Genomic DNA, 24,222 nt, shown 5'->3' with positions numbered 1-24,222 from the left:
CTATCGCTCCCTGGACGCTGCCAAATCAGGCGCCATTGTAGGCGTTTCGGCAGCCCCGTCACGGCGGAACAGCACGTAGAGCGCCGGCAGCACCAGCAGCGTCAGCACGGTTGAGGAGATGATACCGCCGATCACCACAGTCGCGAGCGGCCGCTGCACCTCGGCGCCGGCCCCGGTGGCAAGAGCCATCGGCACGAAGCCGAGGGACGCGACCAGCGCCGTCATCAGCACCGGACGCAGGCGTGTCAGCGCGCCCTCGCGCACCGCGTCGGTAACGGGTTGGCCCTCGCTGCGCAGCCGCTCGATGAAGGCGATGATGACGAGCCCGTTGAGGACAGCGACGCCCGACAGTGCGATGAAGCCGACGCCGGCGCTGATGGACAGCGGAATACCGCGCAGCAGCAGCGCCATGACGCCGCCGGTCAGTGCCAGCGGCACGCCGGAGAACACGAGCGCCGCATCAGCCGCCGATCCCATGCCCATGAACAGCAGCAGGAAGACCAGCAGCAGCGCCAACGGCACCACGAGCGTCAGCCGCTTGGTGGCGGAGACCAATTGCTCGAACTGTCCGCCCCAGCCGATCCAGTAGCCCGGCGGCAGCTTGACCTTCTCCGCGACGGCTGCCTCGGCCTCGGTGACGAAGGAGCCGAGATCGCGCGCGCGGACATTGGCGGTGACCACAATGCGCCGCTTGCCGTTCTCGCGGCTGATCTGGTTCGGGCCAGGCGTCGCTTCGACGGTTGCGACCGACGACAGCGGCACATAGCGCATCTGGGCAAGGGGAGGGGCGGGCAATGCGGTCCGGATTGGCGCGCCGATTGCTGCTTCCTCACCCGGCGGCAGCGGGATCGGGATCGCCCGGATGGCCTCGAGATCGCCGCGCAGATGTTCCGGCAGGCGCACGACGATGTCGAAGCGGCGGTCGCCCTCGAACAGCTTGCCGGCCGACTTGCCGCCGACCGCGATCTCGACGATGCCCTGCACCTCGCTGATGCTGAGCCCATACCGGGCGAGCGCCTGGCGGTCGAGGCGGACGGTGAGGATCGGCAGGCCCGAGACCTGCTCGATCTTGACGTCGCTGGCCCCGCGGATGCCGCGGATCGCGGCTTCGACCTGTTTTGCCGCGCCTTGCAGGATGTCGAGGTCGTCGCCGAAGATCTTGACGCCGACGTCGCTTCGCACGCCGGAGATCAACTCGTTGACGCGGAACTGGATCGGCTGGGAGATTTCATAGGCGCTGCCGGGGATGTCGTCAGCGGCACGGGCAATAGCCTCGATCACCTCGGCCTTGGACCTGCCAGGGTCGGGCCATTCGGCGCGCGGCTTCAGCATGATGTAGCCGTCGGTCTGTGCCGGCGACATCGGATCGGTTGCGATCTCCGCGGTGCCGATGCGGGTGAAGAACGCCTTCACCTCCGGAATCTGCTTGATGCGCTTTTCCAGCGCCTTTTGCAGGTCCAGCGACTGGGTCAGGCTGGTGCCGGGAATCCGGATCGAGGCCAGCGCGACGTCGCCTTCGTCCAGGCTCGGGATGAACTCGCCGCCCATGCGCGCGGCGGCAACGCAGCTTGCGACCACGATGATGGCGGCCATGATTGCGACGCCGAGGCGATGGTCGATCGCCAGCCGGAGCACGGGGAGATAGGCGCGCTTCGCCAGCCGCATGAACAGGTTTTCGTGTTCGGACACCTTGCCGGTGACGAAGATGGCAACCGCCGCCGGCACGAAGGTGATGGAGAACAGCACCGCGGCACCCAGCGCCATCAGCACCGTCAGGGCCATCGGCGTGAACATCTTGCCCTCGACGCCGGTCAGCGTCAGCACCGGCAGGTAGACCACTGCGATGATCAGCGTTCCGAACAGGCTCGGCTTGATCACCTCGCTCGACCCACTCCGGATCGCGCGCAGCCGTTCGGAGATCGTGAGCAGGCCGCCTTTCTCGCGCTGGACCTCGGCCAGCATGCGCAGGCAGTTCTCGACGATGATCACGGCGCCGTCGACGATGATGCCGAAATCGATTGCACCCAGGCTCATCAGGTTCGCGCTGACCTTGGCCTCGACCATGCCGGTGACCGTCATGGCCATGGACAGCGGAATGACGCAAGCCACCACCAGCGCGGCGCGGATGTTGCCGAGGATCAGGAACAGCACGGCCACGACCAGGGCCGCGCCTTCCAGCAGATTGCTCTCGACGGTGCCGATGGTGGCTTCGACCAGATCGGTGCGGTCGTAGACGGTCCGCGTCACGACGCCGTCGGGCAGCGATTTGGCGATATCCTCCAGCCGGGCCGCGACACGGCGCGCCACGGTGCGGCTGTTCTCGCCGATCAAAAGCATGGCGGTGCCGAGCACGGTTTCCTCGCCATCGCGCGTTGCGGCTCCCGTGCGCAAATCGCGGCCTTCGGTGACGGTCGCGATATCCCTGATCCTGACGGGATTGCCGCCGCGCGAGCCGATGACGATGTCCCTGATTTCGCCGACATTGCCGACCTGGCCCGGCGAGCGAACCAGATATTGCTCGCCGTTGCGCTCGATATAGCCGGCGCCGACATCGGCATTGTTGGCGGCGAGCGCCGTCATGACGTCGCGAAAGCCGAGCCGGTAGGCCATCAGCTTGCCGGGATCGGGGAGCACATGGAATTGCCGCTCGAAGCCGCCGATGGTGTTGACCTCGATCACCCCCGGCACGTTGCGAAGCTGCGGCTTGATGATCCAGTCCTGCACGGTGCGCAAGTCGGTCAGCGAATAGTCGTGGCCGCCTTGCGTCTTCGCGCCCGCCTTGGCCTCGACGGTGTACATGAAGATTTCGCCGAGCCCGGTCGAGACCGGTCCCATCGCGACCTCGACGCCGGCCGGAAGCTGGTCCTTCACCTGCTGGATCCGTTCGCCGACGAGCTGGCGGGCAAAATAGATGTCGGTGCCGTCCTTGAAGACGACGGTCACCTGACTCAGGCCGTAGCGCGACAGCGAGCGCGTGTAGTCGAGCTTGGGCAGCCCGCCCATCGCGGTCTCGACCGGGAAGGTGATGCGCTGCTCGGTTTCCAGCGGCGAATAGCCGGGGGCGCGGGTGTTGATCTGGACCTGGACGTTGGTGATGTCAGGCACGGCGTCGATCGGAAGGCGTTGGAAATTCCACGCTCCGAAAGCGACGGCGCCGAGCGCGAGCAGCAGGACCAGCCAGCGCTGCTGCAGCGAGACCGCGATGAGACGCTCAATCATGCTCGGCCTCGCCCTTGCCCATCTCCGCCTTCACGACGAAGCTGTTTTCCGCGACGTAATGCTCGCCGGCCGATAGACCGGCCTTGATCTCGACATGGCGCGGGTCGGAATCGCCAAGCTCCACCGGGCGCGCCTCGATCTTGTCGCCGTCCTCACGAACGAACACGATAGTCCTGTTCTCCAGCGTCTGGATCGCGCTTTTGCGCACCGCGACCGCGACGTTGCGGGCGGCGAGGATCAGCCGTGCCGTGACAAACAGGCCGGGACGCAAGCGCCCGTCCGGATTTGGCAGCACCACGCGCGCCAGCGCCGTCTGGGTCTCGCTCGAGCCGATCGGGGCCATGTAGGCGATCGTGCCCTTGATCTCGCCGCGGCCGTCGTCGGGATCGATCAGCACCTCGTCGTTGAGACGAACGCGCCGCAGATCCTGGCGATAGATCGACAGATCGACCCAGATAGTGGAGAGGTCGGCGACGACGAAGGCCGGCTTCTGCTCGGAGGCGTATTCGCCGAGCGAAATCTGCCGCTCGATGACGGTGCCGGCAAGCGGCGCCTTGAGCTCGTAGACGGTGAGACTCTGGTTGCTCTCGATCGCGGCGAGCAGATCGTCCTTGCCGACCTCGTCGCCGATGCGCTTCTGGATCGATTTGGCGACGCCCGGAAAGCGCGGCGTCACCTGCACCACGGCTTCCTGGTTGGCGCGCAGGATGCCGTTGAAGGCGAGCGTGTCGGACAGCGTGACGCTCGCGGCTTCCGCCAGCGTCACGCCTGCGGCGGCGAGCTTGACGTCGGAGATGCGGATCCGGTCGGCGCCGTGCTCGTCCTGCTCGACATGGTCGTTCGGCTTCTCCGGCTTCTTGTCCGCGGCGTGTTCGGCATGTTCGACCCTGGCCGGGCCGAGCAGGGAAAAGCCGTAAGCGCCAAGTGCGACGCCAAGTGCGGCGGCAACGAATGCGACGAGGATGGTGGAGGACGTCTTCATCGTGCGCTCTCCCGCGCCAGCGTAAAGGGATTGCCGACGAGCCCTTCGATGGTCGCCACCCCCGCGTGGAAATTCTGCAGCGCCTCCTGCTCGCGCAGCCGCGCCTGGGTGACGCTGGCCTGGGCATCGAGCACTTCGAGCAGGCTGAAGCGGCCCTGGCCGTAGCCTTGCGCGATGGCGTCCGAGGCTTCGGTGGCCTTGGGAATGGCGCTCTCGCGCAGCACCGCGAGCTCGCGCAGCGAGCCCTGGAGCGAGTCGTAGGCGCGGCCGGCGACCACGATCAGCGTGTTGCGGTTGGCCTCGCGCTCGGCCTTGGTCTTGGCGAGGCTTTCCTGGGCCGAAAGGATATTGCCCTGGTTCTGGTCGAACACGGGGATCGGCACCGAGACGGTGAGGCGCGCCGCGTCGTCGTTGGTCTCGTTGAAATGGCGCCAGCCGGCGGCGATCCGCACGTCGGGATAGGGCCGCAGCCGCGCCAGCAACAGCTCGGCGTTGCGCTGGGCATAGATCGCGGTCCAGCGCACCAGCTGCGGATTGGCATCGATCGCGGCGACGACCGACTGGAATGTCGGGGGCCGTCCCATGGTGTCGAGCCGGCCGGAGACCTCGCCGAATTTCGGTGCCGCGTCGCCCATCAGGACCGCAAGCTCGCGCCGGGCGCTGGCCAGCGTCGCCTTGAAGCGCTCGCGGTCGGCCTTCACCAGTGCGGACGCCACCTCCGCACGGCCGGTCTCGGCCGGCGAGGAGGCGCCGGCCTCGACGCGTCGGCGCAAAAGCGGCGTCAGCCGGTCGATGGCGGTGATCTGCTCGTCGAGGATCTGGATGCGCCGCTGTGCGCCGAGCACGCTGAGGAAGGCGATTGCGGTCTCCGACAGCACCTCCAGCCTGACGGCTTTGCGCTGGATCGCGGCGACCTCGATGCCGGCGACGCCAGCTGCAATCCGCGCGTCGCGCTTGCCGAACAGCTCGAAGGCCTGGCTGATCTGGAGCGTGGTCTCGGCCGATCGTGTGCCGCGATAGATGCCGGACCCGAACGAATTGTCCTGTTCGTAGGTCAGTTCCGGATTGAGAAGCGCACCTGCCTGGATGCGCTGGCCCGTGGCGATGCCGACATCGCGCTCCGCCGCGGTCAGCCGCGGGCTCGCGGCCAGCGCGCGCGAAAGCGCGCTCCGCATCGTCAGAGTCTGGGCGTGAGATGGCGCAAGCGCCGATCCGGCAATCAGACACGCTGCCGCGCACGCCAGGCGCGCGGCCATTCCCCTGAAAAACATGAAACCGACCTGTGAGGATGAACCGAATGGACGCTCGTGGCGCCCGACCAATCCGTTCAGGCCATATGTTTGGGAGGCGGGGAGTCGGTGTCGGGAACAATGCCGGCGAGCCGGGGTGCGCGTTGCGGGCGCGATGCGGACACGAGCCCGATCGATCCGGCCGGTGGCGTCGGCTGCGCCACCGTCACCGAGAAGCAGCCATGGCAATGATGCCCGCCGATGGCCTTGTGGTCGTTGTGATCCGCCGAGCCGTCAAGCACCGCGCTGATCTCCGAGCCGCCACCGGGCGTGGTGACGTCGATGTCGTGCAGGCCATGCAGCGCTCCCGCGAGCAGGTAGACGACCGCGATCAGCACAGACAGCAGCCCGCGCCAGTTGCGCGGCCGGCATGATCCTGAGGGCTGGCGGTTCGCGAGCACGACGTCACTCTGGTTGCGGTCTGCGCCCGGCCTAGCATGGCGTTGGGAACAGTGTCGACCCGCAACATTGTTACGTTCCGGGAACAATTGCCGCAGCGCTCGCGAAGACGGCAGCTCTTCTCATTGGCGTGTGATCAAGCTCAGCCGAGCATCGGCTGCCGCTCCGCGTGCAACGTTCGGCATATCGCCGCCTTCGACCGTGACGACGGCGCGGCAGCCCGCTTCCATGGCCCGTTCCAGCCATTTGATGGCTTCATCGATCCACTGGTCGTGGTGCTCGGGATCGGCGATCGCCTTTTCCCGGAATGCATCTGCCTGATGAAGGCACGCGGTTCTGCGATCCACGCGGCTCTCCCGATCCGGAGGTTCCCGCCCCGAGCGCATCCTTGATGATCCGAGAGCCGGCGTCGTTAACATAGGACAGGAACCGGCGCACAAAAAGAAAGCCCCAGCCGGGACTTACCGGCTGAGGCTTTCGTGCTCACAAACTTCATCCTTGGGACTTGGACAGATAATCCGCATCGCGCGGGTTCGTTCCCGCTGGCTCGGTCCAATTTGGAACGTTCCTTGTTCATTGTGATTAGCGACGAGGAGAAATTGAGGAGGACGGACCATGGACGGATTGATTTATCTCATCGGCTTGATCGTGGTGGTCATGGCGATCTTGTCGTTCTTCGGCTTGCGCTGAGAGAGCGGCGATGGCCATGGAAACTCTCATACGGGAAGACATCGTGGAAGGCGGCGGCGTCGCTGCCGATGAAAGGCGCATCATCCAGTGGAGCTCGGTGATCGCAGGCGCTTTGGCTGCCGGCGCAATGTCGTTCATCCTGGTCGGCTTTGGAGTCGCCGTCGGCCTGGGCGTCAGTTCAGCCTCGCCGACATGGCGCGATGCATCGGCGGCGCTGGCTTTGCTGTCGGGGCTGTATCTGATCATCCAGGCGATTATCAGCTTCGGCTTCGGCGGCTATATCGCCGGCCGGACGACGCGACCAGCCCCGGCGGTCACAACGATCGAAGACGAGGGCGAACGGCGGGACGGGCTGCATGGCCTGATGTCCTGGGCGCTCGCCGTGCTGCTTGGTGCCGCTCTGCTCGCGATGCTCGGCGCAGCTGCGATTGACCGCTCGCCAATGCGCAGTTCGGCGAGCAGTACCTCCGCCGCCGAGCCTCTGTTGAGCTACGAGCTGGATAAGCTGTTTCGCGCAGCGCGGCGGCCCCCCAACACCGACCTCAGGGAACCTCGTGCCGAAGCGGGACGCATCCTGATGACGTCGTCGAGCCACAGCGGCGTCAGCACCGATGACCGGGCCTACCTCGTGCAGCAGGTGGCCGCGTTGACGGGACTTGCAGCACCCGACTCGGAGCGACGGGTCGACACGCTGATCGCGGATTCAAGGACGGCCATCAATCGGGCGCGGCGTAACTCCATCATCGTCGCCTTCTCCGTTGCGGCAGCAACCCTGATCGGCGCTGCGGTGGCCTGGGCTGCGGCTGTTGCCGGTGGCCGGCATCGCGACGGCGCGCCGCTCCCGAACTGGATGGCGAGCTCCAACCGCTTCCATCGCTCTCCGCGTGCGATGCGGGTGCCGTAACGTGCAGGACGATGGCCGGGAGCGATCCCGGCCATATTGCCTTTTGACGAGAGGCCTAAGCCTTCTCCTCCCAGATCATGGCGAGATGGACGATCGTCTGCACCGCCTTCTCCATGTCCTGCCGGCTGACCCATTCGAGCCGGGAGTGAAATGCGTGCTCGCCGGCGAAGATGTTGGGGCAGGGCAGTCCCATGAAGGACAGGCGGGAGCCGTCGGTGCCGCCGCGGATCGCGGTGCGCATCGGGCGCAGGCCGGCGCGGCGGATCGCTTCGATGGCGTATTCAAGAATGTGCGGGTGGCGATCGATCACCTGCTTCATGTTGCGGTACTGCTCCCGCACCTCGAATGTGTAAGTTGAGCGCGGAAAATCCTTCATCACGTCCTTGACGATGTTCTCGAGCAGGATCTCCTTCTCCTTCAGCCCTTCCTCGGTGAAGTCGCGCACAATGAAGGAGAGCGTAGCCTGCTCCAGCGCACCCTCGATCCCGATCGGATGCAGAAAACCCTGCTTGCCTGATGTCGTCTCGGGCGAGCAGCCTTCCCGGGGCAGGCGCTCGACGATGGCGGCGGCGATCTTGATGGCGTGCTCCATCTTGCCCTTGGCATAGCCGGGATGGGCGCTGACGCCGTTGATGGTGATGGTGGCGCCGTCCGCCGAGAAGGTCTCGTCCTCGACGCTACCCGCGCTCTCGCCGTCCATGGTGTAGCCGAAATCAGCGCCGAGCTTCTTGATGTCGACATTGTCGACGCCGCGGCCGATCTCCTCGTCCGGCGTGAACAGGATCTTGATGGTGCCGTGCTTCACTTGCGGGTTGTTGATGAAGAAATGCGCGGCATCCATGATCTCAGCCACGCCGGCCTTGTTGTCGGCACCGAGCAGCGTGGTGCCGTCGGTGGTGATGATGTCGTTGCCGATCTGGTTCTTCAGCGCCGGATGCTCGGCGAAGCGGATCACCTGGCTGGTATCGCCCGGCAGCGTGATGTCGCCGCCGCGATAGTTCTTCACCATCTGCGGCTTGACGTCGTTGCCGGTGACGTCGGGCGAAGTGTCCATGTGCGAGCAGAAGCAGATCACGGGCACCTTCTTGGTCGTGTTCGCCGGGATCGTTCCATAGACGTAGCCGTAATCATCGAGATGAGCGTCCTCGACGCCCATCTCCCTGAGCTCGGCGGCGAGCACACGGCCGAGATCTTTCTGTTTCTCGGTCGATGGCGAGGCCGGGGATTCCGGATCGGATTGGGTGTCGATGGTGACGTAGCGCAGGAAGCGCTCGGTCACGGTATGCGAAAAGGTGAGGGAGGACATTTCTGGTCAAACCGCCGGGTCAGGGGAGAGAGGCGGTATACCAGAAAAGCAGGGTGCGGTGAGGCCGGAGGAGGCTGATCAGGCTTAACGAAACGTGAGTGGTCAGATCGCCTCTTTTAGTTCCTTGACGGGGCGGAAGGCGACCTTCTTGGTGGCTTTGATGTGGATCGGCTCGCCCGTGGCGGGATTGCGGCCGGTGCGGGCGGCGCGCTTGCGGACCTGGAGGATGCCAAGGCCGACGATGCGGACGCGGTCGCCCTTCTTCAGGTGCTTGGTGATGAGTTCGACCATGTCGGTCAGAACGGCCTCGGCGCGCTTCTTCGACAGGTCCTGGCTCTCCGCAATGTCGGCGGCGAGGTGCTTGAGCGTGATGGTGGCGGGCGCGGCAGCCTTCTTCGTGGAATCCTTCTTAGCCATATCTGGCCTCCTCAATCACAGGGGCCCCGGAAAAGGCGGTAAAGGGTGGGGATCCCTCCAAGTCCTGGAAGGCCTAGACGATTCGGGCTTCGGCTGACTATGGCGCAAGTTCTCGACGGATGCCGGCAATCGCCGTCACAGCCGCGAAAGGCGTGTAGAAGTTTGCTCTAAGGCTATGAAGGAATTGCCAAAATGGCGCGAGAGACGGGGCTCGAACCCGCGACCTCCGGCGTGACAGGCCGGCGCTCTAACCAACTGAGCTACTCCCGCGTGGTTCGCTGACAGCGCGCGGAACGAGGGGGGACTTAAAGGCGGGGCTGGGTGAAGTCAAGGATGTTGCGCTTCACCGGCACATCCCGGCTAAGCATTGCTCTGGAAAACGAAAAAGGCCGCCAGGCGGCGGCCTCTGTCAGCCCCGAGCGGGGCGGTGTCAGCGGATCTCCGACGTCCCTGCGCTCGTCACCACCACCGGCTTCCCGGCCTTGATCACATGGGCGGACTGGGCGGTCTGGCTGTAATCGGCATTGGTGCGGGCTGCGATCCCGAAGCCGGCCACTGTAATTCCGGCCACCAGCGCCACCACCACGATCTTCAGATGGGTCGCACGATCAGCAGAGTGGATAGAGTGGTTCATCTGAGCCTCCCGACGGGCTTTGCCGCCGTCTATGGCTCGTCTTGTAAAGACCGTCTGTTTCCGGATGGTTTCGCGGGTTCCGCAAAATGGTTTCATTAATGCGCCCGGTTGGTTTCGCCGGGCTTGCGGCCTGTACCGGCGTCAGGCGGCCGCCCGGCCGATATCGTCCCGGATCGAGCGCGCCGCCCAGACGAACAGGAGTGCCCCCAGCGTGGTCGTGACCGCCGCCGAGAGCAGGGAATAGCGCACCGCGTCGGCGCCGTAAGCGCCCTTCAGGGCATCGTTGACCACGCCCACGGCGAGCGGGCCGAGGCCCTGGCCGAAGCAGGTGGCAGTGAGCGCGATCAGGGCGGAGGCCAGCGCCCGCATGCTCGGCTTGGCGACCGTCTGCGCGATCGCGAAGATCGGTCCGAGATGGAAGCCGACCAGGAACGAGGTCAGCGCCAGCGTGGCCACCATCAGCGCAAAGTCCTGCGTCAGCATGCACAGCGCGAACACCGGGCCGGCAAGGCCCGAGGTGATGGCGGGCGCCCACAGCTTCCAGCGGTCGTCGCGGCGGCTGATCTGCGCCACCACGAAGCCGCCGAGCAGGGTGCCGGCCATGCCGGCGAGACCCTTGAAGGTGCCGGCATAGGTGCCGATCTCCGCGCTCGACAGATGGTGCACACGCGCCAGGAACGGCGGGATCCACGCCGCGGTCGCATAGTTCGTGTAAGTGGTGAGACAGAAGCCGATCAGCACGATGATGAAGCTTCGCTGCGAGGCCAGGAAGCGCAGCGTCGGCCCGAGCGGCTCGGGCACGAAATTCTCCTGCATGGCGCCGCGCTTCGGCTCGGAGATCGTCAGCCACAGGACAACAGCAAGCAGGATGCCGGGCAGGCCCGCAACGTAGAACGCCATCCGCCAGCCATAGTGCTGGTTGACGTACCCGCCCACGAAATAGCCGAGGAATACGCCGAGATAGGTGCCGACGGCGTAGATGCCGAGCGCGCGCGGACGCTCGTTCTTGGCGAAGAGGTCGGCCACGATCGATTGCGAGGCGGGCGAGCCTGCGGATTCGCCGATGCCGACGCCGATCCTCGCCAGCGCCAACGAGGTGACGCTCGAAGCGGCGCCGCACAACGCCGTCATCGCGCTCCAGAACGCGAAGGCGGCGGCGACGATGTTGCGCCGGTTGAGCCGGTCGGCGACGCGCGCGATGGGGATGCCGAGCAGGGAGTAGAACAGCGCGAAGCCGAAGCCCGCGAGCAGGCCCATCATGGTATCGCTGAGCTGAAACTCCTTCTTGATCGGCTCGATCAGCACGTTGAAGATCGTGCGGTCGAGGAAGTTCAGCGCGTAGATGATCGTAAGCAGGCCTAGCACGTAATAGCGCCGCGCCGAGGGTTTTGCCGTCGCGGCCGTTTGCACCGACATTTGTGACGTCACATCGACCATCGCTTCCCCCAATTAGTCTTTGTTATCGTTGTCGGTCCAGCCCTGATTGGGGCTGGCAGGTCAGCCTTCGCGGATGTAATTCCCCGCTTCGAATTCGACGGGAGGCGCGCTTGCATCGAACGAGATTCCGATCGGATCGCGGCCTGCTTCCATCGCCTCGAGCTGGTCGCTCAGCATGCGTCGGATCATGAGGATGCCGCGGTCGCTCTGGCCGAAATGCTCCTCGGAATGGATGGTCTGCGGTCCTTGGCCGACCTGGGCTTCGTAATCGCCCGGAAATCGCTGATGTTCTTCCTCGGTCATGTCCCACCAGAATTTGCCGTTGAATTTCGAGCGCATGCGACCGATGTCGCCGGCGTTCTTGACGCGGCCGGCGACGTAGATGCGGAACGAGGTGTCGTCGATCGGCAGCGTCCAGCCGATCGACTCGACGCGGGCGAATTGCGCCACGCGCGGGTTTGGCACGACGCGCAAGGTGGGGAGCGCCGCCTCGGTGACGCGGTAAAACACCTTGCCGTCATCCTGCTTGCGGATCGAGCGCACGGCGATCCCGCGCGGCGTCTTGTCGAACGTCACCTCCGGCATCGATGCCATCATGTTGGTGAATTGCGGACCCGAGAACGAGCCGTGCAGCACCGGCACGTGGTAGGGATCGACCACGTTCTCGAAATGCTGGAGCCAGTTGCAGGGGATGATCGCGGGACCACCGCCGCCGATCGAGGAATCGTCGGCGTCGACGAACTCGCCGTCGTCCATGGTCTCCAAGCACTCATAGGCCGGCAGCACCGGGCGTTTCTCGGCCGGGCCCATATAGGCGAAGATCAGCCCGTAGCGCTCCTCGACCGGATACCAGGGCTGGCGCACCTTGTCCTTGAACTGGCCGCCATCGGGCTCGCAGGGCTGCTCCAGGCAATGGCCCTCGGTGTCGAACTTCCAGCCGTGATAGCAGCAGCGGATGCCGTCCTCCTCGACCTTGCCATAATAGAGCGTGGTGCCGCGGTGGCAGCAGCGGGCGTGCAGCAGGCCGGCGCGGCCGTGCTTGTCGCGGAACAGCACCAGATCCTCGCCGAGCGCGCGGACCTTCTTCGGAGTGTCGGTTGCGTCTCTGATGAGCCCGACCGGATGCCAGTAGCGGCGGAGCAGTTCGCCCATCGGCGTGCCGCGCATGACCGACGTGAGCTCGGTGCGGGTGTGCGCGGGCTTCATCGCATAGGCCGTGCCGAGATCGCGATCCCGCTGGGTGATGGTCATGCTGGTCCTCCCGCAGTCGGCCGTACCGGCCGGGCTTTTTTGATGCCTTGTACCAAGTGAAGATTAGATCGATGACAATGTCAACGATTTCCAAATGCCTCTTGATCGCATTCGGATCAGGCTGGGGAGGTCGCGCTACCAAGACTTGGCACGCCGCGGCTTTCTTGGCAGAGGTGGACCATGAGCCAGACATCAGGCAGGGACGGGCGCACATCGTCCGATGCGGACGAAAGTCAGTCGCTGGCGCCGATCACCGTCATGCTGTCGTCGCGGCTGATGGTGCTGGCCAATTTGCTCAAGCGCGGCGCCATCCTGCGCTACAAGCGTCTCGCCGGATTGTCATCGGTCGAGTTCGGCCTGGTCGCCTCGCTTGGCCGGCGGCCGCCGATGAGCGTGGCGCGGCTCGCGGAAGCCGTCGGCCAGGACAAGGGGCAGATCAGCCGCGCGCTTGCGGAACTCGTGTCGCGCAAGCTGATCGCGAAATCGGCGAACCCGAAGGACAGCCGCGAGGTGCTGGTCTCGCTGACCGCAACGGGCCTCGCGGCGCATGATGCGATCGTCGCCGGTGCGCAGGAGCGCAATCGGCGTTTGCGCGAACATTTGAGCGAAGCCGAGTTCGAGACGCTGCTGCAGCAGGTCGATCAATTGACGGCAATCGCCGCCGAGATGCTCGAGAGCGAGAAGATTTCGCGCTGACGTTTCGGCGATCCGGGAACATGTTGGATCGCTTCCAAGACCCTTTTCAAGACTCTTTCTAAGACTCCTTCTAAGAGGCTTTCAATTAGGGAATTCGCGCGCGCTGCCCTAAGCGTCACCGCAAGCGCATGCCGTCATGGGCCGACAGCATGTGCCATCAGAACACGCAGTTTTGGGGTTGCGCGTGAACAGTCTTGGAATGCTGCGGTCGGCCATGTTGGCGACCGCATCCGCTTGGGTTTTGCTGCCGCAGGCATCGCTTGCACAATCTCCTGCGCAGATTGGCGCGCAGAACATTCCGTCGGTGACCGTCGCCGCGCCGGAAGCGCGCCGACGAGCCATCTCCGTGCAGCGCCGTGCGCCGCGATCGTCCCAGCAGACCGCCAACCGAAACAGGCCGCAGCCGCCGCGCAATGTTGTTTCGTCGAGACCCCGCTCGGCCCGGTGCACGGCTACGTCGCCGGCCGCAGCTCGTCCGGCACCAAGACCAACACGCCGATCATGGAGACGCCGCAGGCGGTGTCGGTGATCGGCGCGGAGCAGATTCGCGACCAGAAGGCGAACAAGCTCGACGAGGTCCTGCGCTATACTGCCGGCGTCCGCGCCGGGACCTTCGGCGCGGACACGCGCAACGACTGGTGGCTGATCCGCGGCTTTAAGTCCGACGACGTCGGACTGTTTCTCGACGGCATGCAGCTGTTCTACACCTCCTATGCGAGCTGGAAGCTCCAGACGCCCAACATGGAGCGCGTCGAGGTGCTGCGCGGTCCATCGGCCGTGCTCTATGGCGGATCGAGCCCGAGCGGCATCGTCAACGTCATCAGCAAGATGCCGCCGGCGGAGCCCGTCCGTTTCATCGAGACCGGCGTCAACAATTTCGGCAACGCCTATGTCGGCTTCGATGTTGGCGGTCCGGTCGCAACGAGCCACGAGAACGGCAAGCTGTTCTACCGCGTCGTCGGTCAGGTCCAGAACGGCCCCACGCAGGTCAATTTCACGCCGGACAACAACTACTTCATCGCGCCGTCGGTGACCTGGAAGCCGGACGCCGACACGAGGTTCACGGTACTGGCTTCAGCTTCCCGGCAGGAAACCCGTGGCATCAACTTCCTGCCCTATGAGGGCACGGTGACCAACGCTCGGTTCGGCAAGATCCCGACCAGCTTTTTCGCTGGCGATCCCAGCGTCGACAAGTTCGCGCGCGAGCAGGAGATGCTGGGCTATCAGTTCGAGCGCAATCTCACCGACGATTTGACGTTCCGGCAGAATGCGCGCTTTGCCCATGTCGATGTGACCTATCGCGGCTATGTCGGCAATAATTGGGCTGACATCAACACGGCCAGTCTCGGTCGCTATAATTGGTATGCGAAGAACACCGCCAACCAGGCCAATCTCGACAATCAGCTGGAGTACCGCTTCAACACCGGCGCGGTGCGGCATACGATGCTGTTCGGGGTCGATTTGAAGGGCTACCAGATCGACGATTATCAGGCTTTCAACTTCGGCACCGTCCCTTCGATCAACGTCTTCCATCCCGCCTACGGGTTTGACATTCCGTTGACGGGCGCACCGTTCCGCAACTTCCAGATCACGCAGAAGCAGGCCGGCACCTATCTTCAGGACCAGATGAAGCTCGGCAACTTCACGCTGGTGCTGAGCGGCCGCAACGATTGGGTCGAGACGACGCAGGCTGCCCGTGATACCGGCGCCACGCTTGCCAGCCGCGACGACAGCAGGTTCAGCGGGCGCGCCGGGCTGATCTACAATTTCGACAACGGCATCGCGCCCTATGTGTCCTACGCCACGAGCTACAATCCGGTCATCGGCCTCAACGCGCAAAACCAGCTGTTCCTGCCGGAGACCGGCCAACAGACGGAAATCGGGGTGAAGGTCGCGCCGCGGGGATTTGACGGCTACTTCACCGCTTCGGTGTTCGACCTGAAACGTCAGCATGTGGCAACGACCGATCCTGTCGTCACGACCTTGCAGAACCAGACCGGCGAGGTGACCTCGCGCGGCATCGAGCTCGAAGCGGTGGCGAACGCCACGCGTGAGCTGAAGCTGATCGGCTCGTTCACGGCCTACCGTTTGTTCAACAGCAGGGATCTGGACCCGGCGCTGGTCGGCAAGACCCCGACCAACACGCCGGAGCTCCTGGTGTCCGGCTGGGCGGACTACACCTTCAAGGACGGGCCACTCGCGGGGTTCGGCTTCGGCGGCGGTCTCCGCTATATCGGTTCGTCGTGGGCGGATACCGCCAATACCCTCGAGGTTCCCGCGGTCGTGCTCGGCGATCTCGCGCTCCACTACGAATGGCAGAACTGGCGCACCGCGCTGAACGTGGTCAATTTGACCGACAAGATCTACGTCGCGAGCTGCGCGGCGGCGTCATCCTGCTTCTACGGCGACCGCCGGCGCGTCACCGCCAGCGTCTCCTACAAATGGTGAGGCAAATGACGAGAACAGGCGAGGGAAGGCCATCGTGAGAGCCTGACCGGCCCGTCGCCGGCTTCCACCACGAGATCGATAGCTCGCGGGTCATGCCCCCCGGCCCGAAGCTCATGCGAGCGCGGCGCGCGACGACCCAGCCACGTCGCCGCCGCGCTCGCCACCCATTTTCCGCTGGGGCGAAGTGGGCCTCCTGCCCGACACATTCGCCAGACGAGCCCAGGTCCGATCGTGATGCATGGCTCCCGGGTCGCTCGCCCGATAATGGGCGCGCTTGGCCTCGTTATAATCTGGACTTTGCAGCGTCGCGGCCTAGATAAAGTGAGCCTTCCCAACCACGGACGTCACGGCCCAGCGCGTGTGGACTGATCGGGGCGCCCTTGCTGGGGCTGTCGATCTGCTCCATACCAGCCGCGGGGTGATTCCGGGATTTCCACCGTTCTGAGGGCGACAAAGGGCCTAAAAAGAGCGTGTCTTGCGCCCATTGGTGCACTGCGCTAAGGCTCAGAACAATTCCAAACTGGACGAATCCGTGGCTGTCCCGAGGCTGCGGGAAAAAGGGCTCGTCAATGAGCGGCATTCTGCAGAACTATCTTCCACTCGTCGTCTTCATAGGGGTAGCGGGCCTCATTGGCCTGGTGCTGCTGATCGCGCCGTTCATCGTGGCGTTCCAGCAGCCGGACCCGGAAAAGCTGTCGGCGTATGAGTGCGGTTTCAACGCCTTCGACGACGCCCGCATGAAGTTCGACGTCCGCTTCTATCTCGTCGCCATCCTCTTCATCATCTTCGACCTCGAGGTGGCGTTCCTGTTTCCCTGGGCGGTGGCGTTCGGCAAGCTTGGCGCGACCGGCTTCTGGTCCATGGTGGTGTTCCTCGCCGTGCTGACGGTCGGGTTCGCCTATGAATGGAAGAAAGGCGCACTGGAATGGGATTGACCCCTACGTCGTCCGCCGGTCCGGTTCTCGCGCCGGCCCCCAAGGGCATCCTGGACCCGTCGACCGGCAAGCCGGTCGGGGCCAATGATCCGTTCTTCCTCGAGGTCAATTCGGAACTGTCCGACAAGGGCTTCTTCGTGGCCGCGACCGACGACCTCATCACCTGGGCGCGCACCGGCTCGCTGATGTGGATGACCTTCGGTCTCGCCTGCTGCGCGGTCGAGATGATGCAGGTCTCGATGCCGCGCTACGACGTCGAGCGCTTCGGCTTCGCGCCGCGCGCTTCACCGCGTCAGTCGGACGTGATGATCGTCGCGGGGACCCTGACCAACAAGATGGCGCCTGCGTTGCGCAAGGTCTACGACCAGATGCCCGAGCCGCGCTACGTCATCTCGATGGGCTCCTGCGCCAACGGCGGCGGCTATTATCACTATTCCTACTCGGTCGTGCGCGGTTGCGACCGCATCGTGCCGATCGACATCTATGTGCCGGGCTGCCCGCCCACGGCGGAAGCACTGCTCTACGGCGTGCTGCTGCTGCAGAAGAAGATCCGCCGCACCGGCACAATCGAACGCTAAGGTTTTACGTCATGGACGACGCCAAGCTCGACGCCCTGGGGCAGACGATCGTTAACGCCTTTCCGGGCGCCGCCATGGGTTATTCGGTGGCCTTCAACCAACTCACGGTGGATGTCGAGGTCAGCAAAATCGTCGAGGTGGTCAAGTACCTCCGCGACGACCCGAGCTGCCGCTTCATCAACTTCACCGACATCACGGCCGCGGATTATCCGTCGCGCGAAAAACGCTTCGACGTGATCTATCACTTCCTGTCACCGACCTTGAACGCGCGGATCCGGCTCAAGGCCCAGGCGGACGAGACCACGCAGGTGCCGTCGCTGATCGAGGTGTTTCCCGGCGCCGACTGGTTCGAGCGCGAGGCCTATGACCTCTATGGCGTGATCTTCGTCGGTCATCCCGACATGCGCCGCCTCCTGACCGATTACGGCTTCGAGGGTCATCCGCTGCGCAAGGATTTCCCGACCACCGGCTTCCTCGAGGTCCGCTACGACGACCAGGAGAAGCGGGTGGTGTACGAGCCGGTCAGGCTCAACCAGGAATTCCGCAAGTTCGACTTTTTGTCCCCGTGGGAGGGCGCCGACTATCCGGTCCTTCCGGGCGATGAAAAAGCGGGGCCGAAGGTCTGATCATGAACGAGCAACCCGAACAGCTTCGCAACTTCACGATCAACTTCGGACCGCAGCATCCGGCTGCGCACGGCGTGCTGCGTCTGGTGCTGGAGCTTGACGGCGAAGTCGTCGCCCGCGTCGATCCGCATATCGGTCTGCTGCATCGCGGCACCGAAAAGCTGATCGAGCAGAAGACCTATCTGCAGGCGATCCCTTATTTCGACCGCCTGGACTACGTCGCGCCGATGAACCAGGAGCACGCCTTCTGCATGGCTGCAGAAAAGCTGCTCGGCATCGAGGTGCCGCGCCGCGCGCAGCTGATCCGCGTGCTCTATTGCGAGATCGGCCGCATCCTGTCGCATTTGCTCAACGTCACCACGCAGGCGATGGACGTCGGCGCGCTGACCCCGCCGCTGTGGGGCTTTGAAGAGCGCGAAAAGCTGATGGTGTTCTACGAGCGCGCCTCCGGCAGTCGCATGCACGCAGCCTATTTCCGCGTCGGCGGCGTGCATCAGGACCTGCCGCAGAAGCTGGTCGACGACATCGACGCCTGGTGCGATCCGTTCCTGAAAGTGGTCGAAGATCTCGACCGGCTGCTCACCGCCAACCGCATCTTCAAGCAGCGCAACGTCGACATCGGCGTCGTGTCGCTGAAGGAAGCTTGGGAGTGGGGCTTCTCGGGCGTGATGGTGCGCGGCTCGGGCGCGGCCTGGGATCTGCGCAAGTCGCAGCCCTATGAATGCTACGCCGAGATGGATTTCGATATCCCGATCGGCAAGAACGGCGACTGCTATGACCGCTATCTGATCCGCATGGAAGAGATGCGCCAGTCCGTGCGCATCATGAAGCAGTGCATCCAGAAGCTGAACGCGGCCGACGGGAAGGGTCCCGTCGTCGTCGAGGACAACAAGGTCGCGCCGCCGCGCCGTGGCGAGATGAAGCGCTCGATGGAAGCGCTGATCCACCACTTCAAGCTCTACACCGAAGGCGTCCACGTGCCCGCCGGCGAGGTCTACGCCGCGGTCGAGGCGCCGAAGGGCGAGTTCGGCGTCTTTCTGATCTCGGACGGCACCAACAAGCCCTACAAGTGCAAGATCCGCGCGCCCGGCTTTGCGCATCTGCAGGCGATGGACCACATCTGCCGCGGTCATCTGCTCGCCGACGTCTCGGCGATCCTCGGCTCGCTCGACATCGTGTTCGGAGAGGTCGATCGGTGATGGCGCAGGCGCCGATCCAGTTTGACCGCGCCTCGGGGGCCCTTGAAGGGGCCAACCTGTGGGAGCGGACGGCTGCCTTGGCGCTGGTGACGGGATCGAAGATCTCGTCGCACTTCTCGCATATGGGCTACATCGCCTGCGCCAATCTGCTGCGCAAGACGCTGCCCGAGCGCAACATCGCGATCAAGCTCAATCCCGACGCCGTGTTCGAATTTCCCTACGGCGACGGCTATTGGAGCAAGCTGCTCAACCGCTCCTACAATTACGAGGACGAGCTGGAGCTGTTGTTCGCCGATTCCATCGACGTCGACTACACGCTGCTCGATTGCGGCGCGAATTACGGCTATTGGTCGGTGCTGGTGTCGAGCAAGCCGTTCGGCTCGCACAAGGCGATCGCGATCGAGCCGTCGGGGCAGAACTATCCGAAGCTTGACAACAACGCCCGCATTAACGCCAGCCGCTTCGAGACCATGAAATGCGCGATCGGCGCGGCCCGTGGCACCGCGCGTCTGTCAGGCACCAAGCACGAGGCCTTCAGCATCGCCGGCGATGCGTCGGCGGGCGGCGAGGACGTGCCGGTCATTGCGCTCGACAATCTGATCGACGACGGCAAGATCGCAGGCACCGGCAAGTACCTGATCAAGCTCGACGTCGAGGGCGTCGAGATCGAGGCGATCAAGGGCGGCGCCCGGCTGCTCCAGGCCGACAGCGTCGTCATGTGCGAGGAGCACGGCAGCGACCGTTCGCACGCGGTCTCGCGCTACATCCTCGAACACACCCCGCTGAAGCTGATCGTCTACGATCCCAGCACCCGACGTATGGAAACGGTGACCGAGCTGTCGATCCTCGACCGCATCAAGGTCTCCACCCACGTCGGCTACAATGTTTTCGGCACCGCAAGCGCATTCTGGCAGGACAGGATCAATGCCCTGAATGCGAAAACAGCGCGCCGTGTGCAGTGAGAGATTGAAGAGATGTCCGTTCGCCGATTAGCACCGAAGGAAGTCCAGCCCGCGAGCTTTGCGTTCACGGAGGAGAACCTCGCGTTCGCCAAGCAGCAGATCGCGAAATATCCGGCCGGACGCCAGGCTTCGGCCGTCATCGCCATCCTCTGGCGGGCGCAGGAGCAGCACGACGGCTGGGTCTCGGAAGCCGCGATCCGCGTCATCGCCGACATGCTCGACATGCCCTATATCCGCGTGCTCGAGGTCGCCACCTTCTACACGATGTTCCAGCTCGCCCCGGTCGGCAAGAAGGCCCACGTCCAGGTCTGCGGCACCACGCCGTGCCGCCTGCGCGGGGCCGAGGATCTGATCCACGTCTGCGAGCACCGCATTCATCACGAGCCCTTCCATCTCTCCAAGGACGGCAATTTCAGCTGGGAGGAGGTGGAGTGCCTCGGTGCCTGCGTGAATGCGCCGATGGTGCTGATCGGCAAGGACACATATGAGGATCTGACCAAGGAAAGCTTCGGCAAGGTGCTCGATGGCTTTGCCTCGGGCAACCCGCCCAAGCCCGGTCCGCAGAACGGCCGCCAGTTCTCGGCGCCGACCGGTGGGCCGACAACGCTGAAGGAAATCACCTGATGCGTGATCTCTCACCGCCAGTTGAAGGGAGCAGTGTTGTGAAGAAGTGGGGCTTCGTCGCAATGCATTCCGCCGTGGCGGCCACATTCATTTTCCTGCTTCAGCGCTTCGCCCTGAACGCGTCGCTGGAATCCAGTCTGCTCTGGGCGCTGACCTTCGCCGTCTGCGCCGCCGGGCTTGCCTACAAGCAAGCCAACCGTTGATCGGAAAGCACTGACATGCTCGAGGACAAGGACCGCATCTTCAAGAACCTCTACGGCCTCCACGATTGGGGGCTCGAGGGCGCGCGGCGCCGCGGCGCCTGGGATGGTACGAAGAACATCATCGACAAGGGCCGTGACTGGATCATCAACGAGATGAAGGCGTCGGGGCTGCGCGGCCGCGGTGGCGCCGGCTTCCCGACCGGCCTGAAATGGTCGTTCATGCCGAAGGAATCGACCGACGGCCGGCCGAGCTATCTCGTCGTCAACGCCGACGAATCCGAGCCCGGGACTTGCAAGGATCGCGAGATCATGCGGCACGATCCGCATCTCCTGATCGAGGGCTGCCTGATCGCGAGCTGCGCGATGAACGCGCATGCCTGCTACATCTATGTCCGCGGCGAGTTCATCCGCGAGCGCGAGCATCTCCAGGCGGCGATCGACCAGGCCTATGAGGCCAAGCTGGTCGGCAAGGACAACGTCAACGGCTGGCCGTTCGACATCTACGTCGCCCACGGCGCCGGCGCCTATATCTGCGGCGAGGAAACCGCGCTGCTCGAGAGCCTCGAAGGCAAGAAGGGCCAGCCGCGCCTGAAGCCGCCGTTCCCGGCCAATGTCGGCCTGTACGGCTGCCCGACCACCGTCAACAATGTCGAGTCGATCGCGGTTGCGCCGGACATCCTGCGCCGTGGCGCGGCATGGTTCGCCGGCATCGGTCGTCCGAACAATGTCGGCACCAAGCTGTTCTGCATCTCCGGCCATGTCGAGCGGCCCTGCAACGTCGAAGAGGCCATGGGCATTCCGTTCCGTGAGCTGATCGAGAAGCATTGCGGCGGCATCCGCGGTGGTTGGGACAACCTCAAGGCCGTGATCCCCGGCGGCTCCTCCGTGCGCATGGTGCCGGCCGAGCAGATCATCGACACGCCGATGGATTTCGACAGCTTGAGCAAGCTGCGCTCGGGTCTCGGCACCGCGGCCGTGATCGTGATGGACAAGTCGACCGATTTGATCCGCGCCATCGCCCGCATCTCCTATTTCTACAAGCATGAGAGCTGCGGCCAGTGCACGCCGTGCCGCGAAGGCACCGGCTGGATGTGGCGCGTCTTGACCCGCATGGCCGAAGGCCGCGCCCACAAGCGCGAGATCGACATGCTGCTGGAAGTCACCAAGCAGGTCGAAGGCCACACCATCTGCGCGCTTGGCGACGCGGCGGCGTGGCCGATCCAGGGCCTGATAGCGCATTTCCGTCACGAGATCGAAGCGCGCATCGACCAATATTCGCACAAGTCCGACATCGACGATATCGGCGTCCGCGATCCCGTGAACATGGTCGCGGCGGAGTAGAGAGAATGACCAAGCTCATCATCGACGGTAAAGAGATCGATGTCCCCGCCGAATACACGCTGCTCCAGGCGTGCGAAGCGGCCGGCGCCGAGATTCCGCGCTTCTGCTATCATGAGCGGCTGTCGATCGCCGGCAATTGCCGGATGTGCCTCGTCGAGGTGAAGGGCGGCCCGAAGCCGGTCGCGAGCTGCGCCTGGGGCGTGCGCGATTGCCGTCCAGGCCCCAAGGGCGAGCCGCCGGAAATCTCCACCCGTTCGCCGATGGTGAAGAAGGCGCGCGAAGGCGTGATGGAATTCCTTCTGATCAACCATCCGCTGGATTGCCCGATCTGCGATCAGGGCGGCGAGTGCGACCTCCAGGACCAGGCGATGGGCTACGGTGTCGACACCAGCCGCTTCGCCGAGAACAAGCGCGCGGTCGAGGACAAATATCTCGGCGCGTTGGTCAAGACCTCGATGAACCGCTGCATCCAGTGCACCCGCTGCGTCCGCTTCTCGGCGGAAGTGGCCGGCGCCCCCGAAATGGGTGCGACCGGCCGCGGCGAGGACATGGAGATCACGACCTATCTCGAGCACGCGCTGACCTCGGAATTGCAAGGCAATCTCGTCGACATCTGCCCGGTCGGCGCGCTGACCTCGAAGCCCTATGCTTTCGCCGCGCGCCCGTGGGAGCTCGGCAAGACCCAGTCGATCGACGTGATGGACGGCGTGGGATCCGCGATCCGCGTCGACACCCGCGGCCGCGAAGTGATGCGTATCCTGCCGCGCATCAACGAGGCCGTGAACGAGGAGTGGATCTCCGACAAGACCCGTCACGTCGTCGACGGCCTGCGCACCCAGCGTCTCGACCGGCCCTATATCCGCGAAGCCGGCAAGCTGCGCGCGGCGAACTGGCCCGAGGCCTTTGCCGCGATCGCCGCGAAAGCGGCCCGCACCGACGGCAAGCGCATCGGCGCGATCGCGGGCGACCTCGCTGGCGTCGAAGAGATGTTCGCGCTGAAGGACTTGCTGGCCAAATACGGCTCGGCCAATCTGGCGGTGCAGGGCGGCGACGCCTTCGATCCCGCGCTCGGCCGCGGCTCCTACATCTTCAATCCGACGCTCGCCGGCGTCGAGCAGGCCGATGCGCTGCTCATCATCGGCGCCAATCCGCGGAAAGAAGCGGCCGTGTTCAATGCCCGCATCCGCAAGCGCTGGCGCGCCGGCGGCTTCAAGGTCGGCGTGATCGGCGCCAAGCCCGACCTCACGTACGACTATGATCACCTCGGCGCGGGCACCGACACGCTGGGTGAGCTCGCGGCCGGCAAGCACTCCTTCATGGACGTGCTGAAGAACGCCAAGAACCCGATCATCCTGGTCGGTGCTGGCGCCGCCTCGCGCCACGACGGCGCCGCCATTCTCGCAGCCGCGGCCAAGCTCGCACTCGACGTCGGCGCGCTCAAGGACGGCTGGAACGGCTTCGGCGTCCTGCACGAGAGCGCCTCGCGCGTCGGCGCTCTCGATATCGGCTTTGTCGCTGGTCAGGGCGGGCTGAATGCGGCGCAGATGACGACGTTCGGGACGCTCGATCTGCTGTTCCTGCTCGGCGCCGACGAGATCAAGCCGTCGGACGGCACCTTCGTCGTCTATATCGGCACCCACGGCGACCGCGGCGCCCATCGGGCCGACGTGATCCTGCCAGCAGCCGCCTATACCGAGAAGTCCGCGATCTACGTCAACACCGAAGGCCGCGTGCAAATGACCGGACGCGCCGCATTCCCGCCGGGCGAGGCCCGCGAGGACTGGGCGATTGTCCGCGCGCTGTCGGAGGCGCTCGGCAAGAAGCTCGGCTATGACTCGCTTTCGGCCCTGCGCCAGGCGATCTTCAAGGCCGTGCCGCATCTGATGCGTCTCGACCAGATCGAGCCCGGCTCGGCCGACCAGATCAAGAAGCTCGCGGGGAAGGGCGGCACGACGGAGAAGGCCCCGTTCAAGCCGCTTGTCGAGGACTTCTATTTGACCAACCCAATCGCGCGTGCGTCCGCCGTGATGGCGGAATGTTCGCGGCTTGCCTCCGGGCAGATGCTGACCGCAGCGGAGTGAG

The 24,222-nt window shown here is 64.7% G+C and carries 22 protein-coding genes and 1 tRNA gene; 12 read left to right on the top strand and 11 right to left on the bottom strand.

Annotation, left to right across the window (positions count from 1 at the left end; all coding sequences use genetic code 11):
- From ACFQX9_RS25860 to ACFQX9_RS25840, 5 genes are all read right to left on the bottom strand, one after another.
- The gene (locus ACFQX9_RS25860; RefSeq protein WP_377791017.1) at positions 1-3,219 is read right to left on the bottom strand and encodes an efflux RND transporter permease subunit; all 3,219 of its coding nucleotides are present in this window, start codon (positions 3,217-3,219) and stop codon (positions 1-3) included.
- A complete protein-coding gene (gene ihpB / locus ACFQX9_RS25855; protein ID WP_377791016.1) occupies positions 3,212-4,201 on the bottom strand; it encodes a divalent metal ion exporter adaptor subunit IhpB in 990 nt (329 codons plus the stop codon). The genes ACFQX9_RS25860 and ihpB overlap by 8 nt, the downstream gene beginning before the upstream one ends.
- Entirely contained in the window at positions 4,198-5,472 is a 1,275-nt protein-coding gene (ihpA, locus tag ACFQX9_RS25850) for a divalent metal ion exporter subunit IhpA (protein WP_085353357.1), read from the bottom strand. Before ihpA ends, ihpB begins: the two co-directional genes overlap by 4 nt.
- Positions 5,473-5,528: 56 nt before the next feature.
- Complete coding sequence (locus ACFQX9_RS25845) at positions 5,529-5,891, bottom strand: hypothetical protein (RefSeq protein WP_085353356.1); 363 nt, start codon at positions 5,889-5,891, stop codon at positions 5,529-5,531.
- A gap of 120 nt (positions 5,892-6,011) precedes the next feature.
- Positions 6,012-6,236 (bottom strand): hypothetical protein, encoded by a 225-nt coding sequence (locus tag ACFQX9_RS25840; RefSeq protein WP_018455102.1) that lies wholly within the window; start codon positions 6,234-6,236, stop codon positions 6,012-6,014.
- A 353-nt stretch (positions 6,237-6,589) separates the two neighbouring features.
- Between ACFQX9_RS25840 and ACFQX9_RS25835 the strand changes: the two genes are divergently transcribed.
- Complete coding sequence (locus ACFQX9_RS25835; RefSeq protein WP_377791015.1) at positions 6,590-7,483, top strand: hypothetical protein; 894 nt, start codon at positions 6,590-6,592, stop codon at positions 7,481-7,483.
- 55 nt (positions 7,484-7,538) lie between these two features.
- Here the strand turns inward: ACFQX9_RS25835 and pepT are convergent, their stop codons facing one another.
- The 6 genes from pepT to ACFQX9_RS25805 all read right to left on the bottom strand — a co-directional run bounded on the left by pepT (position 7,539) and on the right by ACFQX9_RS25805 (position 12,528).
- Positions 7,539-8,789, bottom strand: coding sequence for a peptidase T (pepT, locus tag ACFQX9_RS25830; RefSeq protein ID WP_204511352.1), 1,251 nt, complete (start codon positions 8,787-8,789; stop codon positions 7,539-7,541).
- A 102-nt stretch (positions 8,790-8,891) separates the two neighbouring features.
- On the bottom strand, positions 8,892-9,206 hold the full coding sequence (locus tag ACFQX9_RS25825) for an HU family DNA-binding protein (protein WP_085353352.1): 315 nt from the start codon (positions 9,204-9,206) through the stop codon (positions 8,892-8,894).
- A gap of 193 nt (positions 9,207-9,399) precedes the next feature.
- Positions 9,400-9,476 (bottom strand) — tRNA-Asp (locus ACFQX9_RS25820).
- Between the two features lie 160 nt (positions 9,477-9,636).
- Positions 9,637-9,840: a hypothetical protein gene (locus ACFQX9_RS25815; protein ID WP_026232877.1), complete on the bottom strand. Its 204-nt coding sequence runs from the start codon at positions 9,838-9,840 to the stop codon at positions 9,637-9,639.
- Positions 9,841-9,981: 141 nt separating this feature from the next.
- The gene (locus ACFQX9_RS25810; protein ID WP_026232876.1) at positions 9,982-11,277 is read right to left on the bottom strand and encodes an MFS transporter; all 1,296 of its coding nucleotides are present in this window, start codon (positions 11,275-11,277) and stop codon (positions 9,982-9,984) included.
- Between the two features lie 60 nt (positions 11,278-11,337).
- The gene (locus ACFQX9_RS25805) at positions 11,338-12,528 is read right to left on the bottom strand and encodes an aromatic ring-hydroxylating dioxygenase subunit alpha (protein WP_085353350.1); all 1,191 of its coding nucleotides are present in this window, start codon (positions 12,526-12,528) and stop codon (positions 11,338-11,340) included.
- A gap of 180 nt (positions 12,529-12,708) precedes the next feature.
- Here ACFQX9_RS25805 and ACFQX9_RS25800 point away from each other — a divergent pair, with 180 nt between their 5' ends.
- The 11 genes from ACFQX9_RS25800 (at position 12,709) to nuoG (ending at position 24,221) form a co-directional block, all read left to right on the top strand.
- Positions 12,709-13,224 carry a MarR family winged helix-turn-helix transcriptional regulator gene (locus ACFQX9_RS25800; RefSeq protein ID WP_018455095.1) on the top strand — a complete coding sequence of 172 codons (516 nt, stop codon included), beginning with the start codon at positions 12,709-12,711 and terminating at the stop codon, positions 13,222-13,224.
- 444 nt (positions 13,225-13,668) lie between these two features.
- Positions 13,669-15,672 carry a TonB-dependent siderophore receptor gene (locus tag ACFQX9_RS25795; protein ID WP_377791014.1) on the top strand — a complete coding sequence of 668 codons (2,004 nt, stop codon included), beginning with the start codon at positions 13,669-13,671 and terminating at the stop codon, positions 15,670-15,672.
- 569 nt (positions 15,673-16,241) lie between these two features.
- A complete protein-coding gene (locus ACFQX9_RS25790) occupies positions 16,242-16,607 on the top strand; it encodes an NADH-quinone oxidoreductase subunit A (protein WP_008136158.1) in 366 nt (121 codons plus the stop codon).
- Positions 16,604-17,185, top strand: a complete 582-nt coding sequence (locus ACFQX9_RS25785; RefSeq protein WP_026232875.1) for an NADH-quinone oxidoreductase subunit B family protein — start codon at positions 16,604-16,606, stop codon at positions 17,183-17,185. Before ACFQX9_RS25790 ends, ACFQX9_RS25785 begins: the two co-directional genes overlap by 4 nt.
- Before the next feature lie 11 nt (positions 17,186-17,196).
- Complete coding sequence (locus ACFQX9_RS25780; protein ID WP_085353344.1) at positions 17,197-17,811, top strand: NADH-quinone oxidoreductase subunit C; 615 nt, start codon at positions 17,197-17,199, stop codon at positions 17,809-17,811.
- Positions 17,812-17,813: 2 nt separating this feature from the next.
- Complete coding sequence (locus ACFQX9_RS25775) at positions 17,814-19,010, top strand: NADH-quinone oxidoreductase subunit D (RefSeq protein ID WP_007603549.1); 1,197 nt, start codon at positions 17,814-17,816, stop codon at positions 19,008-19,010.
- On the top strand, positions 19,010-19,972 hold the full coding sequence (locus tag ACFQX9_RS25770) for an FkbM family methyltransferase (RefSeq protein WP_162496315.1): 963 nt from the start codon (positions 19,010-19,012) through the stop codon (positions 19,970-19,972). Before ACFQX9_RS25775 ends, ACFQX9_RS25770 begins: the two co-directional genes overlap by 1 nt.
- Positions 19,973-19,984: 12 nt before the next feature.
- Complete coding sequence (gene nuoE, locus ACFQX9_RS25765; RefSeq protein ID WP_018455089.1) at positions 19,985-20,596, top strand: NADH-quinone oxidoreductase subunit NuoE; 612 nt, start codon at positions 19,985-19,987, stop codon at positions 20,594-20,596.
- Positions 20,596-20,799 (top strand): hypothetical protein, encoded by a 204-nt coding sequence (locus ACFQX9_RS25760; protein ID WP_026232874.1) that lies wholly within the window; start codon positions 20,596-20,598, stop codon positions 20,797-20,799. The genes nuoE and ACFQX9_RS25760 overlap by 1 nt, the downstream gene beginning before the upstream one ends.
- Positions 20,800-20,814: 15 nt before the next feature.
- The gene (nuoF, locus tag ACFQX9_RS25755) at positions 20,815-22,140 is read left to right on the top strand and encodes an NADH-quinone oxidoreductase subunit NuoF (RefSeq protein WP_018455087.1); all 1,326 of its coding nucleotides are present in this window, start codon (positions 20,815-20,817) and stop codon (positions 22,138-22,140) included.
- Positions 22,141-22,145: 5 nt separating this feature from the next.
- Positions 22,146-24,221 carry an NADH-quinone oxidoreductase subunit NuoG gene (gene nuoG, locus ACFQX9_RS25750; protein ID WP_247336860.1) on the top strand — a complete coding sequence of 692 codons (2,076 nt, stop codon included), beginning with the start codon at positions 22,146-22,148 and terminating at the stop codon, positions 24,219-24,221.
- The last annotated feature ends 1 nt before the right edge of the window (position 24,222 follow it).

Source organism: Bradyrhizobium sp. GCM10028915 (genome assembly GCF_042666195.1).
GTDB classification, from domain to species: Bacteria; Pseudomonadota; Alphaproteobacteria; order Rhizobiales; family Xanthobacteraceae; genus Bradyrhizobium; species Bradyrhizobium canariense_D.
The sequence above is the reverse complement of the archived record's forward strand: the minus strand, read 5'-3'. Positions and strand labels throughout refer to the sequence as shown.

Excerpts from the sequence above, each read along its gene's own strand:
- ACFQX9_RS25860 (WP_377791017.1), bottom strand. The coding sequence starts at position 3,219 with ATGATTGAGCGTCTCATCGCGGTCTCGCTGCAGCAGCGCTGGCTGGTC.
- ihpB (WP_377791016.1), bottom strand. The coding sequence starts at position 4,201 with ATGAAGACGTCCTCCACCATCCTCGTCGCATTCGTTGCCGCCGCACTT.
- ihpA (WP_085353357.1), bottom strand. The coding sequence starts at position 5,472 with ATGTTTTTCAGGGGAATGGCCGCGCGCCTGGCGTGCGCGGCAGCGTGT.
- ACFQX9_RS25835 (WP_377791015.1), top strand. The coding sequence starts at position 6,590 with ATGGCCATGGAAACTCTCATACGGGAAGACATCGTGGAAGGCGGCGGC.
- pepT (WP_204511352.1), bottom strand. The coding sequence starts at position 8,789 with ATGTCCTCCCTCACCTTTTCGCATACCGTGACCGAGCGCTTCCTGCGC.
- ACFQX9_RS25825 (WP_085353352.1), bottom strand. The coding sequence starts at position 9,206 with ATGGCTAAGAAGGATTCCACGAAGAAGGCTGCCGCGCCCGCCACCATC.
- ACFQX9_RS25815 (WP_026232877.1), bottom strand. The coding sequence starts at position 9,840 with ATGAACCACTCTATCCACTCTGCTGATCGTGCGACCCATCTGAAGATC.
- ACFQX9_RS25810 (WP_026232876.1), bottom strand. The coding sequence starts at position 11,277 with ATGGTCGATGTGACGTCACAAATGTCGGTGCAAACGGCCGCGACGGCA.
- ACFQX9_RS25805 (WP_085353350.1), bottom strand. The coding sequence starts at position 12,528 with ATGACCATCACCCAGCGGGATCGCGATCTCGGCACGGCCTATGCGATG.
- ACFQX9_RS25800 (WP_018455095.1), top strand. The coding sequence starts at position 12,709 with ATGAGCCAGACATCAGGCAGGGACGGGCGCACATCGTCCGATGCGGAC.
- ACFQX9_RS25790 (WP_008136158.1), top strand. The coding sequence starts at position 16,242 with ATGAGCGGCATTCTGCAGAACTATCTTCCACTCGTCGTCTTCATAGGG.
- ACFQX9_RS25780 (WP_085353344.1), top strand. The coding sequence starts at position 17,197 with ATGGACGACGCCAAGCTCGACGCCCTGGGGCAGACGATCGTTAACGCC.
- ACFQX9_RS25775 (WP_007603549.1), top strand. The coding sequence starts at position 17,814 with ATGAACGAGCAACCCGAACAGCTTCGCAACTTCACGATCAACTTCGGA.
- ACFQX9_RS25770 (WP_162496315.1), top strand. The coding sequence starts at position 19,010 with ATGGCGCAGGCGCCGATCCAGTTTGACCGCGCCTCGGGGGCCCTTGAA.
- nuoE (WP_018455089.1), top strand. The coding sequence starts at position 19,985 with ATGTCCGTTCGCCGATTAGCACCGAAGGAAGTCCAGCCCGCGAGCTTT.
- ACFQX9_RS25760 (WP_026232874.1), top strand. The coding sequence starts at position 20,596 with ATGCGTGATCTCTCACCGCCAGTTGAAGGGAGCAGTGTTGTGAAGAAG.
- nuoF (WP_018455087.1), top strand. The coding sequence starts at position 20,815 with ATGCTCGAGGACAAGGACCGCATCTTCAAGAACCTCTACGGCCTCCAC.
- nuoG (WP_247336860.1), top strand. The coding sequence starts at position 22,146 with ATGACCAAGCTCATCATCGACGGTAAAGAGATCGATGTCCCCGCCGAA.